The organism is Aurantimonas sp. DM33-3 (assembly GCF_014334315.1).
GTDB classification, from domain to species: domain Bacteria; phylum Pseudomonadota; class Alphaproteobacteria; order Rhizobiales; family Rhizobiaceae; genus Aurantimonas; species Aurantimonas coralicida.
Genome location: NZ_JACSGS010000013.1, coordinates 41135 through 53882 on the forward strand (window position 1 = coordinate 41135; position 12748 = coordinate 53882).

Sequence of the window (12748 nt, forward strand, 5' to 3'; positions counted from 1 at the left end):
GCCGATTGCGGTGATAACGCGGGCGTGGCGCGATCGCAAAAGCGCGGCCGCGACCCGTCCCGTTTTCAGCGTGGTGCCCGGCCGCGGATCAGCCGCGGCCCAGCGCCTTGGCCTTCTCCGCTTCGTACCACCATAGAGTCTCGACGGGCCACGAATAGTCCGGCTTGTCTTCGCGAAAGCCGAAAATATCCCAGAAGGCGGCGCGATGGCCGTCGGCCGTGATGTTGGGCAGCCAGTCGAGCCGCCAGCGCAACACCCGGTCGAGGGCGAGGAGCGCCGTCACCAGTTCCGCGCGGTTCGTCGCGCGGGCAGCGTGGCCGATCAGCGTGTCGACAGCCTCGCTGGCCATGCCGGGATAATTGTAGGCGCCCGGACGGTCGACCGCATCGCTGCCGAAGAACAGCGACAGGCCCTCGCGCGTCGGCGTGGCGCCGAGGCTGAAGGCGGCCAGCACCATGTCGAAATCGTAGCGGTTGATCCGCTCCTGATACTGGGCCGGATCGACGAGCCGCATGGTGGCGTCGACGCCCAGGGTGCGCAGCGTGTCGACGAACTTGGCGTAGACCCGCTTCTGCTCCTGGCCATAGGTCAGATATTCCAGCCGGAACGGCTCGCCGGCGGCGTTGACCAGACGGTTGCCGTCGCGGCGCCAGCCGGCCTCGGCGAAGAGTTGCGAGGCTTCGCGCAGCAGCCGGCGGTCGCGGCCCGAGCCGTCGCTGACCGGCTGCACCCAGACCTCGCCGAACACCTCCTCGGGGATTGTGCCGCGCAGGGGTTCCAGCAGAGCGAGCTCGGCTTCGGACGGCTTGCCGGTGGCGACGAACTCGGAGCCCTGGAACGGCGAGTTGGAATGGACGCGCTGGCCGAACAGGAGGTTGGCGTTGGTCCATTCGAAGTCGAAGCACATGTTGATCGCGCGCCGGACCCGCGCATCGGCAAAACGCTCGCGTCGCTGGTTGAGCGCCCAGCACTGGAAGCGGGGACGCTTCTCGGCGGCAAATTCCCGCTTGATGACCTCGCCGCGCTGGACTGCCGGGAAGTCGTATTCGGTCGCCCAGTCCTTGGTGGTGAATTCCTCACGAAAGGTGATCAATCCCTTCTTGAAGGCTTCCAGCGCCGGCTGGCGGTCGCGGAAGAAATCGATCCGCAGCGTGTCGAAATGACCGAGGCCGCGGGCGAAATTCAGGTCCTTAGCCCAATAGTCAGGCCGCTTGATATATTCGATGAAGCGGCCGAACTCGTAGCGCCCGATGGCATAGGCGCCGCTGCCGGGGATCGCCTCGGTGCTGACGGTGGCAAAGTCCCGGTCGGCGAAGAAGGCGCGCGGCAGGATCGGCATGCCGAGGGCGTCGAGGGCATCCTGGTAGCTCTGGGCGCCGGAGAAGGTGATGCGGACGGTGGCCGCGTCCTCGGCCACGGCCTCGGCGACGTTGCGGAGCGCCACCTGCAGGCTCGGATGGCCGAACTCCTTCAAGGTCTCGTAGGAGAAGACCACGTCGTCGGCGGTCACCGGATCGCCGGTGGAGAACCGCGCCTGCGGCCGCAGCCGGAAGGTGAAGCTGTTGCGGTCGGCCGAGAGGGTGACGGTTTCGGCCAGCGCGCAATAGATCGCGTCGGGCTCGTCCATCGCGGCGACGACGAGGGAATCGTAGAGCTTCTCGATGCGCGGCGGGGCGTTGCCCTGCAGGACGAAGCTGTTCAGCGTGTCGAAGGTCAGGGGCGACTGGTTGAGGGCCCAGTAGGCGACGGCCAGGTTCATCTGGCCGCCTGCCGGCGCGTCGGGCGTCGCATAGTCGAAATGGTCGAAATCCGGCGGATATTTCAGCTCGCCGAAGGCCGACAGGCCGTGCAGCGGCTGGTCCGTCGCCACCTGTGCGAAGGGCCGTCCCGGCAGGATCGCCGCGACGCCGGCACCCAGCATCATTTGACCGAAATGGCGGCGGGTGAAATGACCGAGCGCCGTCGCCATCAGTTCGCTGCAGCCTTGTCGGCCTCGGCAGACTTCGTCCACCAGGAGAAGGGGTCGATGCCGTTATAGGCCGGACCCTTTTCCGGCATCTGCAGCTTGTCCCAATAGGCCAGCCAGTCCTCAGACTTGTACCATTGCGGGACGACGTAATACTCCCACAGCAGCACCCGATCGAGGGCGCGCGTGGCGGCGACGAGGCTCTCGCGGTCCGGCGCGTAGACGATGTCGTCGATGAGCTGGTCGATCGCCGGGTTCTTGATGCCGGAATAGTTGCGGCTGCCCGGGGCGTCGGCGGCGGTGGTGCTCCAGAAGTCGCGCTGCTCGTTGCCGGGGGAGAGCGACTGGTCCGGATAGCGCAGCCCGACCACCTCGAACTCGAAGCCGTTCATGCGCTCGATATACTGGTTGGTGTCGACGATCCGCACCTCGGTCTGGATGCCGAGACGCTGGAGCTGGCGGGCAAAGGGCTCGAGGGTGCGGTTGTCCATCGGGTCGTTGCCGAGGAACTCGATGGTGAAGGGCTCGCCGGTCTGCGCGTTCACAAGCGTCGTGCCGCGCAGCTCGTAGCCGGCTTCCTTCAGGAGGCCGAGCGCCTCGCGCAGATAGTTTCGGGCCGCGCCCGGGTCGTTATAGGCCGGCAGCGCGAACTCCTCGGTGAAGACCTCGTCGGGGATCTGGCCGCGCAGCGGCTCCAGATAGGCGAGCTCGCGCTCGTCCGGCAGCCCCTTCGCGGCCAGTTCGCTGTTCTCGAAATAGGAGTGCATGCGCTCGTAGAGGCCGAAGAACAGTGTGCGGTTCATCTCCTCGAAATTGTAGGCGAGCGTCAGCGCCTTGCGCACCCGCCGGTCCTGGAACTTCTCCAGCCGGTTGTTCAGCACATAGGCCTGCATCGACTGGACCTGGCCGCTGTCGATGGTCTTGCGGATGACGCGGCCGTCCTTCACGGCGGGGAAGTCGTAGCCCTCGGCCCAGCGCCGCGACATGTTCTCCAGCCGCCAGTCGTCGAGGCCGCCCTTCTTGAACGCCTCCCAGGCGGCGTTGGTGTCGCGCAGATAGACGTAGCGGATCTCGCCGTAATTGTAGCGGCCGACCCGGGTCGGATTGTCGAGGCCCCAATAGTCGGCGACGCGCTCCCAGGTGATGGACTGGCCGATGTCGTAAGACTTGATGCGGTAGGGGCCGGAGCCCAGCGGCACCTCGGAGGTGGGCTGGGTGATGTCGCGCTTGTTGCCGCTGGCGTCGGTGCCCTCCCACCAGTGCTTCGGCAGGATCGTCAGGTCGCCGACGATGTTGGGCAGTTCGCGGTTGCCGGTCTGGTCGAAGGTGAAGGTCACCTCGCCGTCGCCGGTCTGCTCCGCCGAGAAGATGTTCTTGTAATAGGCCGACCATTGCGGGTGCAACTCGGTCAGCGTCTCGAAGCTCCAGATCACGTCCTCGACCGTCACCGGCTCGCCGTCGTGCCAGCGCGCCTCAGGGTTGAGGCGGTAGGTCACCGAGGAGAAGTCCGCCGGGTAGCGGACGGCTTCGGCGATCAGCGCATGGGCCGTGCCCGGCTCGTCCGGCGACTGGTCCATCAGCGTGTCGTAGAGGAGGCCGCCGCCGAAGGTGGCAAGGCCCGCCGCCGGCGTGCCGCGCACGATGAAGGGGTTGAAGCTGTCGAAGGAGCCGATGGCGATCTGGTTCAGCGTCCCGCCCTTGGGCGCATCGGGATTGACGTAGTCGTAATGGGCGAAATCGTCCGGATATTTCGACCCCTCGATCAGCGACGAGGATTCATGCCATTCCCCGGCGCCCTCGGCCTTCGGGGCGGCGGCCGCCGCGTTCTCGGCCTCTGCCGTTCCGGTCTCCACCTGCTGGTCCGGCTGAACGGCCGTTTTGTCCTGCGCAAGGGCCGGAGCGCCGATGACACTGAAGGCGAGGCTGCTCGCGACGGCAAGACGGACGAGACGGTTCGGCAACGACAAGGGCGGCCTCCATGCAAATAGGCGGGCAATGGTCCCGCGATCGGGTCTTGACCCAATCTAGGGAAGGGGGGCGGGTAAAGTCACGTGACGAAAGCGTAATCGAGGGCGGACAGGGCTTCGGGCAGCGGCTGACGTGAGCAACGACAGGCCGAAACGAACAAAGCCCCGGCAAGGGCCGGGGCTTTGCAGATGTTTCTCGATGTCGGTGACGTGCCGGCTCAGTTGCCGGTGGTCGCGCCGTTCTCGTCGAAGGTGGCGAGATAGGCGATGACGTTGGCGACATCCTCGGGCTTCTTCAGGCCGGGGAAAACCATCTTGGTGCCCTTCACCAGACCGCGCGGATCGGCCAGCCATGCGGACAGCTCCTCGACGTTCCAGGTCGGGTGCTCCTCGGCATAGGCGACCAGCGCCGGCGAGAAGCTGTAGCCCTCGACCGCGGCGATGGCTTCGCCGACGATGCCGTTCAGCTCGGGGCCGACCTTGTTCTTCGCGCCTTCGCCGACGGCATGGCAGGCCTGGCACTTGCGGAAGACCTTCTTGCCGGCTTCCGGGTCGCCGGACACGGCGGCCGGCTCGGCCGCGGCGACCTGGGTCTCGCCAGCCGCACCTTCGGCCGGTGCTGCTGCAGCTTCCTCGTCCGCGGCGTTCTCTTCGCCCGGAACGTTCTCCTCGGCGCCTGGAGCCGCCTCGGTGCCGGTCCCGGCGCCCTGCTGGTCTTCGGCCTGCGCTGCGCCGGCATCCTGCGGCGCGTCGGCGGCAGGCGGCGTCGGGCGCTCTTCCTCGCTCATGGTCGGAGCCTGTTCGGCGCCCGGCTGGGGAGCCGGCTCGGCATCGGCTGTGCCGCCGGCCTGGGCAGCGGATTGGCCGCCTGCGGCCGGATCAACCTGCGTCGTCGTGGCGGCGTCGGTCGTCTCTTCGGCAGCCGCCTCTTCAGCCGGTGCCTCGGCCGGGGCTTCCGGCAGGGGCGCCGGGCTGTCGGCCTGCTCGCGCATGTAGGCGATCAGGTTTGCGCGGTCTTCCGGCTTCTTCAGGCCGGCGAAGCCCATCGCGGTGCCCGGGATGTAGCCCTTGGGGTTCTTCAGGAAGCCGTAGAGGTGCTCATAGTCCCACTTCACCTCGCCGCCCTCGGAAAATTCCTGCATGGCGGTCGAGTAGCCGAAGTCGGGGACCGACGCGATCGGCCGCATGACGGTGTCCCACAGATGCGGGCCGACCTTGTTCGGGCCGCCCTTCTCGATGCTGTGGCAGGCGGCGCACTTCTTGAACTGCGAGGCACCGGCCTCGACGTCGGCCGTCTGCAGAAGTGCGGCGACCGGCGGATCTTCCGCGGCGGCGGGGGCGGCATCGCCGCCTTCACCCGGCTCGGCGGCCACGATCACGTAGCCCGGCTGCTCCGGCGCTTCGGCATGGAACAGCGCTTCCGCCAGCAGACTGCCGCCGAACAGGACGAAGATGGTCCCGAGCACGGCTCCGAAGATCTTGTTGGCCTCGAACGAATTCATGGGCGGGAGGGCTCCCTCTGCAAGCAGGGGCACCAGGCGCCGCCGCTTTCTGTCTGACAAAAACGCGCGGAACCTAGGTCTTTTGCGGTTTCAAGGCAATATCTGTAAGAGGCGGTTCCACCGCGCCTTTTGTCATCCCGCGCCGCTACAGACAAGCGTTTTGCGGCTTCAATTTCCGGTTCCTCGCACGCTCATGTCGATCCTCGTTCTCATTCCCGCACGGCTGGCCTCCACGCGCCTGCCCCAGAAGGCCCTTGCCGACATCGCCGGACGGCCGATGATCGTGCGCGTCGCCGAGCGCGCCACGGCGGCCGATATCGGCCGCGTCGTGATCGCCACGGATTCGCAGGAGATCCTCGATGCGGTGGTCTCGGCGGGCTACGAGGCGGTGATGACCTCGGTCGAGCACCAGTCGGGATCGGACCGGATCTTCGAGGCGCTGCAGGGACTTGATCCCGACGGTGCGGTCGAGACCATCGTCAATGTGCAGGGCGATCTGCCGACCATCGAGCCGGAGGCGATCCGCCAGGTGCTCGCCCCCTTCGAGGATCCGCGCTGCGACATCGCGACGCTTGGCGTCGCGATCACCGACGCGGAGGAGAAGACCAATCCCAACGTGGTGAAGATCGTCGGCTCGCCCAACGGCCCGTCGCGACTGCGGGCGCTCTACTTCACCCGCGCCACGGCCCCCTGGGGCGAAGGGCCGCTGTTTCATCATGTCGGCCTCTACGCCTATCGGCGTGCGAGCCTCGAACGTTTCGTGACGCTCGGGCCCTCGACGCTGGAAAATCGCGAGAAGCTGGAGCAGCTGCGGGCACTGGAAGACGGCATGCGCATCGACGCCGAGATCATCGACACCGTGCCGCTCGGCGTCGACGGCCCCGCCGACCTGGAACGGGCGCGAATCATGTACGGGGTCGAGCCATGAGCGACATCCGACCCAAGATCGCCTTCCAGGGCGAGCCCGGTGCCAATTCCGACATGGCCTGCCAGGCGGTGCGGCCCGATCACGAGCCGATGCCGTGCCCGTCCTTCGACGACGCCTTCGACGCGGTGCGGTCCGACGAGGCGGCGCTGGCGATGATCCCGATCGAGAACACGCTGGCCGGCCGGGTGGCCGACATCCACCATCTGATGCCCGATTCCGGGCTGCAGATCGTCGGCGAATATTTCATGCCGATCCATTTCCAGCTCATGGTGCTGCCGGGCGTCGCCCGCGACGAGATCCGCACCGTGCAAAGCCACATCCACGCGCTCGGCCAGTGCCGCCGCTATATTCGCGGCAATGGCTGGAAGCCGGTCGTGGCCGGCGACACGGCGGGCGCGGCGCGGGAGGTCTCGCAGGCCGGCGACCGCAGCCGCGCGGCACTCGCCCCGGAGCTGGCGGCCTCGCATTACGGGCTCGACATCATCGAGCGCGACGTCGAGGATTCGGCCAACAACGTGACCCGATTCGTCGTCCTGTCGCGGCCCGGCGCCCAGCCGACGGATTTGTGGGCCCCGGTCGGTCGCAACACGGTCACCACCTTCGTCTTCGAGGTCCGCAACCTGCCGGCGGCGCTCTACAAGGCGATGGGCGGGTTCGCGACCAACGGCGTCAACATGACCAAGCTGGAGAGCTACCAGCTCGGCGGCCAGTTCATCGCCACGCAGTTCTACGCCGATGTCGAAGGCCATCCGAACGACGATTCGGTCCGGCTGGCGCTCGAGGAACTGGCCTTCTTCACCCGCAAGGTGACGATCCTCGGCGTCTACGAGGCCGCGCCCGATCGGCTGAACGCCGGCACGGACCGCCCGGCCGGCGAATAGTCCGCCGGGGCCGGCCGCGCCGCGTCAGACCTCGCCGTCTGCGAAGGCCTTGATCAGGTGATGGGCGATGGCGAAGCGCCGGGGCAGGGCGAGGCCCTCCGGATGGGCCTCGGCCAGCATCGCCTGCACTTCCGCACGGTCGAACCAGCGGCAGGCTTCCAGTTCGTCGCTGTCGAAATCGATCTCGAAGGTGCTGGCCCGTGCAATGCAGCCGATCATCAGGCTGCCGGGGAATGGCCAGGGCTGTGACGCCAGATAGCGCACCGAGGCGACGGCGAGCCCCGATTCCTCCAACGTCTCGCGGCGCACTGCGGCCTCGACCGTCTCGCCGGCCTCCACGAAGCCCGCCAGGCAGGACCAGAAATTCTCCGGGAAATGCGGCTGGCGCCCCAGCACGCAGCGGCCGTTGCCGTCATGGACGAGCATTATCGTCACCGGATCGGTGCGCGGGAAGACCACGTCGTCGCAGCGCGTGCAGCGGCGGCGATAGCCGGCCGCTTCGGACCGGGTCTCCCCGCCGCAGCGGGCGCAGAAACCGTTGCGCGCATGCCAGCCGAGCAGATGGGCGGCCTGGCCGAGCTGGCCTTCGGTGTCGGGGTCGAAACTCGACCGCATGGCGAGCGAGCGCAGATCGTTGTCCTCCAGCCCTTCGGCCGGCAGCGTCACCGTCGGGGCGCTGGCGGCCAGCACCGGGCGGCCGTCCGGCTCGAAGCCGAGGAGGATGCAGGTTGAAAAATCCGCCCCGAGCGTCTCGGCGTCGGCGCGGGCGAAGCCGACATCGAGGGCGGGACCACCGGTGCGGTACAGCCATCGACCGCCCGGCGTCGCCAGGAAGATCCGCGCCCTGTCATGGGCCAGCGCCTCGGCAAGGCTGTCGTCGCTGCGCCGTTCGCCGTCGCGCCACAGCGTGTTGCCGGCAAAGCCTGTGCGGGCGCTCACCTCCGCCAGATCGGCGATCGCGGCGCGCTGGTTGTCATCCTTCAAGGGTCGTTCTCTCGCTTGTCCGCAGGGTCAGGCCGGCAGGATGGCGCGCCGTATCTCGTCGGCGAATCGCGCTGCCTCGCCGGCATCATAGGGCACCGGAGTGCCATGTCCCCAAATCGGGCCGGGCCAGTTGGGATCGCCCTTGCGCCGCGCCACCACATGCAGGTGGAACATCGGCACGATATTGCCGAGGGCGCCGATATTCATCTTGTCGGCCTTCACCGCCGTCTGCAGTGCCTTGGAGACGAGACCCATCTCGAAGGTCAGCATGGTCTGGTCGAGCGGCGTCAGCTCGTGAAACTCGGTAATGGCAATGCGCTGCGGCACGAGGATGAGCCACGGCCAGCGGCTGTCATTCATCAGGCGCAGGTCGCAGAGGCCGAGCCGGCTGATCGACGTCGTGTCCCTGGCAAGGCAGGGGTCGAGTTGGAAGGCTGGCATCAATTCCTGTCCTCGATCTGGGGTGCCCGGGTTGCAATTAGGGCAGCGATCGCAGATATGGAGCGCGGGAGGTTGGTGGTGGACGCGCCACTCGCCAACCGGGTCAGGTCCGGAAGGAAGCAGCCCCAACGAGCTCCGGCACGGGTCATCGTGCCAGCCTCCCACCCATTCCCCTTTTCAGGACATGACCGCTTGCGAGCGTGCCGCCTTCAGGCCGCGCCCGTGACGCGTCTCGTCGCCTAGAGCGTCGGACTGAATCCCAGAATCCCCGGCCCGCTTCCCTTTAAGCCTTCACCGTGATTCCCTCGTGCTGGAGGTGGATCATGAGCAAAAGCTATTCGATTGATCTGCGTGAACGGGTCGCCGGCTTCATCGACAAGGGTCAGTCTCGTCGGGCGGCGGCTCGCCATTTTGGCGTTAGCGAGAGCTTTGCGATCAAGCTGGACCAGCGGCGGGTCCGGTCAGGATCGATCGCACCGCACAAGCAGGGCCGCCCTCGCGGTAGCGGAAAGCTGGAGGTGTTTGAGGCCTTTCTGATCGGCGCCGTCGAAGCCAAGCCCGACATCACCATGCCGGAACTGGCCGCGCTGCTGATGGAGGCGCACAGCGTGACCGCCGCCCCGGCGGTGCTGTCGCGCTTTCTGTGCCGGCGCGGCTTCACATATAAAAAAATGCCTGATGGCGTCGGAATGCGCACGCGCCGGCGTGCGTGAGGAGCGCCGGGTCTGGAAGACCAAGCGCCAGCCCCGGATGCGATTGGCGCCGCAGCGTCTGGTGTTCATCGACGAGACGTCGGTGACGACCAAGATGGCCCGGCTGCGCGGCCGTAGCCGGCGCGGCCGGAGACTGCGCGCCGACGCACCCTTCGGCCACTGGGGCACCCAGACCTTCATTGCCGGCCTGCGCTGCCACGAACTAACCGCACCCTGGGTCATCGACCGGCCGCTCAACCGATCCGCCTTCGACACCTACATCGAGACCCAGCTCGCGCCGACGCTGCGCAAAGGCGACATCGTCATTCTCGACAATCTTGCTGTCCACAAAAGTCAGCGGGCGGCCGAGTGCCTTCGACAAAGAGGCGCCTGGTTCCTATTCCTGCCACCCTATTCGCCGGATCTGAACCCGATCGAGATGGCGTTCTCAAAGCTGAAGGCACATCTGCGCAAGGCTGCCGCCAGAACATTCGACGATCTCTGGAAGGCCATCGGCGATATCTGCGGCCTCTTTGAACCAGAAGAGTGCTGGAACTACCTCAAGGCCGCGGGATATGCGTCTGATTAAGCGTCCGACGCTCTAGTAGAGGCGCAGCAGCACCGGCAGATAGCCGCTGCCCTGCAGGAGCTCGACCGTCTCGAAGAACGGCAGGGCGAGGAAGAACACCAGCCCGTCCGTGAGCGTGCGATAGACCAGCCGCGTGTCGACGGTGACGCGGCGGATGTCCTGGTAAAGCGCCGGATTGGGCAGGAAGCGCGGGACGCGTGCGACGTAGCTGTCGAAATCGGCCCCGAAGGCGTCGCGCAGATAGCGCTCCTCGCGCAGGATCACGACCCGGAAGGCCACGGCGCAGCCGAGCATGAAGATCGCGCCGAGCAGCAGGCTGCCGGTGGCCGCGCCGGCGCCGCCCGCCGCGATGCTGGAAAAGACGTAGAGCGGATTGCGCGAGATCGAATACGGCCCGCTGGCGACGATTTCCGAAGCCTTGCGGCCGCCGATATAGAGCGTGCACCAGATCCGGCCGGCGATGCCGACAACGATGAGGGCGAGGCCGGCGACCTCGATGCTCTCGTGGACGTCTTCGGTCCAGGCCGAGCCGACGAAGAGCAGCGCCAGGAAGGCGCCGATCAACAGGACGAACAGCGCCAGCCTGCGCCGCTCCTGATACTGCGTCAGTGCCATCGTTCCGCTCCGTTTGCGCGACCGTTCGTGACTGAAGCCGGCGCGTCCTGCGCGATCTTCCCTTGGCCTATCGGCGCCATGCAAGGCGAAATCACGACCGGTGTCCATCGGCCACGCAGGACTTGCGTCCCCCGCCCATTCGCTTCAGAACCGGACGCGAGCGCGGCATCGGTCACGGGGCCGCCGCGCCGGCCGACAGGTGGCAGGCGACCGCCATCCCGCGACGCGAATTTCCGGACCCAGGGCGCGATGAGCGATATCGAAAGCGGCACTGCGATTTCATCCGAGGCCGGCGACGCCGCGCCCTATCGGGTGCTGGCGCGCAAGTATCGGCCGCGCTCCTTCGACGATCTGATCGGCCAGGAGCCGATGGTCCGCACGCTGACCAACGCCTTCGAGACCGGCCGCATCGCCCAGGCCTGGATGCTGACGGGCGTGCGCGGTGTCGGCAAGACCACCACGGCGCGTATCCTGGCGCGGGCGCTGAACTACCAGACCGACGAGATCGAGCAGCCGACGATCCACATGGGCGAGCCGGGCATCCACTGCCAGGCGATCATGGAAGGCCGGCATGTCGACGTGGTCGAGATGGACGCGGCATCCCATACCGGCATCGACGACGTGCGCGAGATCATCGCGCAGGTGCGCTACCGCCCGGTTTCGGCGCGCTACAAGGTCTACATCATCGACGAGGTCCACATGCTGTCGACGCAGGCCTTCAACGGCCTGCTGAAGACGCTGGAGGAGCCGCCGGAGCACGTGAAGTTCGTCTTCGCGACGACCGAGATCCGCAAGGTGCCGGTCACCGTCCTGTCGCGCTGCCAGCGCTTCGACCTGCGGCGCGTCGAATCGGCGACGTTGATGGCGCATTTGACGAAGATCGCGGCGGCCGAGCATGTCGAGGTCGACGAGGACGCGCTGCGGCTGATCGCCCGCGCCGCCGAGGGCTCGGTGCGCGACGCGCTGTCCCTGACCGACCAGGCGATCGCCCACGGGGCGGGCGCGGTGACCGCGCAGGCGGTGCGCGACATGCTGGGGCTCGCCGACCGGGTCCGGATCATCGATCTGTTCGAATATCTGATGAAGGGCGACGCCGCGGCGGCGCTGAAGGAGCTGCGCGACCAGTATGTCGTCGGCGCCGATCCGGCCGTGGTTCTCGCCGACCTTGCCGATTTCACCCATCTCGTCACGACCCTGCGCTTCGTGCCCGATGCGGCCGAGGACGCGGCGCTGTCGCCGATGGAGGCCGAGCGCGGCCTGGAATTTTCCAAGAGCCTGTCGATCCGCACTCTCGGCCAGGTCTGGCAGATGCTGCTGAAGGCGCTGGAGGAAACGCGCAACGCCAATGCGCCGCGCCAGGCCGCCGAAATGGCCCTGATCCGCATCGCCCATGCCGCCGACCTGCCGTCGCCCGACGATCTGGTGCGGCTGATCCGCAGCGGCGAGATCGGCAATCTGCCGGCCCCTGCCCCGGCACCGGCCGGCGGCAACGGCGCGGCCGGGCACCGTGAGGGCGGTGGCAATGGTGCGGGAGCGTCCGGCTCCGGCGGTTCGGCTTCTGCGCCGACGCAGGCCATCGCCGCGCCGTCGACACAAGGCACCGTCGCACCGGCGGGCGGCCCGCAATCCTCCGGGATGATGAGTGCTCGCATGGGCGGCGGGCGGAGCTCGCGGCCGCAGATCCGTCCGGCGGTTGAAGAGGCGCGGCCGGAGGTCGAGATCGCCACGCTGGAACAGCTCGTCGCGCTGGCCGAATCCAAGCGCGATTCGCTGATGACGGTGTCGATCCGGCGCTATCTGCGGCTGGTGAAGCTGGTGCCGGGGCGGCTCGAGGTCGCGCTGACGCCGGAGGCGCCGCGCACGCTGATCACCGATCTCACCCGCAAGCTGCACGACTGGACCGGGCGCCGCTGGGTGGTGACCATTTCCAACGGCGAGGCGAAGCCGACCCTCGACGAGGTCGCGACCGCACGCCGCAACACGCTGTTGCTCGACGCCGAATCCGACCCGGAAGTCGCGGCGATCCTCGCCTCGTTTCCCGGCGCCAAGGTCGTCGATGTGCGGCTGCGCGGCGACGCCGAGGCGGCGGCCGAGGAGGCAGCGCTTGTTTCGGACGTGGTCGAGGACGACATTCTGGTCGATCCGTCGGAGCTGTCCGACGACGACGACATCTAGGAGATCGC

Annotated in this window: 9 protein-coding genes, 1 other RNA gene and 1 pseudogene; 5 read left to right on the forward strand and 6 right to left on the reverse strand. The window is 67.4% G+C overall.

Annotated elements, in window-relative coordinates; genetic code table 11:
* Positions 1-88: 88 nt before the first annotated feature.
* The 3 genes from H9Q09_RS16470 to H9Q09_RS16480 all read right to left on the reverse strand — a co-directional run bounded on the left by H9Q09_RS16470 (position 89) and on the right by H9Q09_RS16480 (position 5435).
* Positions 89-1969, reverse strand: a complete 1881-nt coding sequence (locus tag H9Q09_RS16470; protein WP_187391925.1) for an extracellular solute-binding protein — start codon at positions 1967-1969, stop codon at positions 89-91.
* Positions 1969-3933 (reverse strand): extracellular solute-binding protein, encoded by a 1965-nt coding sequence (locus H9Q09_RS16475; protein ID WP_246716188.1) that lies wholly within the window; start codon positions 3931-3933, stop codon positions 1969-1971. The genes H9Q09_RS16470 and H9Q09_RS16475 overlap by 1 nt, the downstream gene beginning before the upstream one ends.
* A gap of 218 nt (positions 3934-4151) precedes the next feature.
* Positions 4152-5435: a cytochrome c family protein gene (locus tag H9Q09_RS16480; protein WP_187391926.1), complete on the reverse strand. Its 1284-nt coding sequence runs from the start codon at positions 5433-5435 to the stop codon at positions 4152-4154.
* Between the two features lie 193 nt (positions 5436-5628).
* On the opposite strand from H9Q09_RS16480, the gene H9Q09_RS16485 reads away from it, so the two are divergent.
* Both H9Q09_RS16485 and H9Q09_RS16490 read left to right on the forward strand, forming a co-directional pair.
* Positions 5629-6363 carry a 3-deoxy-manno-octulosonate cytidylyltransferase gene (locus tag H9Q09_RS16485; RefSeq protein ID WP_187391927.1) on the forward strand — a complete coding sequence of 245 codons (735 nt, stop codon included), beginning with the start codon at positions 5629-5631 and terminating at the stop codon, positions 6361-6363.
* Positions 6360-7244, forward strand: coding sequence for a prephenate dehydratase (locus H9Q09_RS16490; protein WP_187391928.1), 885 nt, complete (start codon positions 6360-6362; stop codon positions 7242-7244). Before H9Q09_RS16485 ends, H9Q09_RS16490 begins: the two co-directional genes overlap by 4 nt.
* A 24-nt stretch (positions 7245-7268) precedes the next feature.
* Here the strand turns inward: H9Q09_RS16490 and nudC are convergent, their stop codons facing one another.
* Both nudC and H9Q09_RS16500 read right to left on the reverse strand, forming a co-directional pair.
* Positions 7269-8228, reverse strand: coding sequence for an NAD(+) diphosphatase (nudC, locus tag H9Q09_RS16495; RefSeq protein ID WP_187391929.1), 960 nt, complete (start codon positions 8226-8228; stop codon positions 7269-7271).
* A gap of 27 nt (positions 8229-8255) precedes the next feature.
* The gene (locus H9Q09_RS16500) at positions 8256-8669 is read right to left on the reverse strand and encodes an HIT domain-containing protein (protein WP_187391930.1); all 414 of its coding nucleotides are present in this window, start codon (positions 8667-8669) and stop codon (positions 8256-8258) included.
* Between the two features lie 67 nt (positions 8670-8736).
* On the opposite strand from H9Q09_RS16500, the gene ffs reads away from it, so the two are divergent.
* Positions 8737-8834: signal recognition particle sRNA small type (gene ffs / locus H9Q09_RS16505), an RNA gene on the forward strand.
* A gap of 158 nt (positions 8835-8992) precedes the next feature.
* Positions 8993-9950, forward strand: a pseudogene (locus H9Q09_RS16510) (IS630 family transposase).
* 12 nt (positions 9951-9962) lie between these two features.
* On the opposite strand, the gene H9Q09_RS16515 reads toward H9Q09_RS16510, so the two are convergent.
* The gene (locus H9Q09_RS16515) at positions 9963-10565 is read right to left on the reverse strand and encodes an isoprenylcysteine carboxylmethyltransferase family protein (protein ID WP_187391931.1); all 603 of its coding nucleotides are present in this window, start codon (positions 10563-10565) and stop codon (positions 9963-9965) included.
* Positions 10566-10841: 276 nt separating this feature from the next.
* Between H9Q09_RS16515 and H9Q09_RS16520 the strand changes: the two genes are divergently transcribed.
* Positions 10842-12740 (forward strand): DNA polymerase III subunit gamma/tau, encoded by a 1899-nt coding sequence (locus H9Q09_RS16520; protein WP_348646321.1) that lies wholly within the window; start codon positions 10842-10844, stop codon positions 12738-12740.
* Positions 12741-12748 lie beyond the last annotated feature (8 nt).

Excerpts from the sequence above, each read along its gene's own strand:
- H9Q09_RS16470 (WP_187391925.1), bottom strand. The coding sequence starts at position 1,969 with ATGGCGACGGCGCTCGGTCATTTCACCCGCCGCCATTTCGGTCAAATG.
- H9Q09_RS16480 (WP_187391926.1), bottom strand. The coding sequence starts at position 5,435 with ATGAATTCGTTCGAGGCCAACAAGATCTTCGGAGCCGTGCTCGGGACC.
- H9Q09_RS16485 (WP_187391927.1), top strand. The coding sequence starts at position 5,629 with ATGTCGATCCTCGTTCTCATTCCCGCACGGCTGGCCTCCACGCGCCTG.
- H9Q09_RS16490 (WP_187391928.1), top strand. The coding sequence starts at position 6,360 with ATGAGCGACATCCGACCCAAGATCGCCTTCCAGGGCGAGCCCGGTGCC.
- H9Q09_RS16500 (WP_187391930.1), bottom strand. The coding sequence starts at position 8,669 with ATGCCAGCCTTCCAACTCGACCCCTGCCTTGCCAGGGACACGACGTCG.
- H9Q09_RS16515 (WP_187391931.1), bottom strand. The coding sequence starts at position 10,565 with ATGGCACTGACGCAGTATCAGGAGCGGCGCAGGCTGGCGCTGTTCGTC.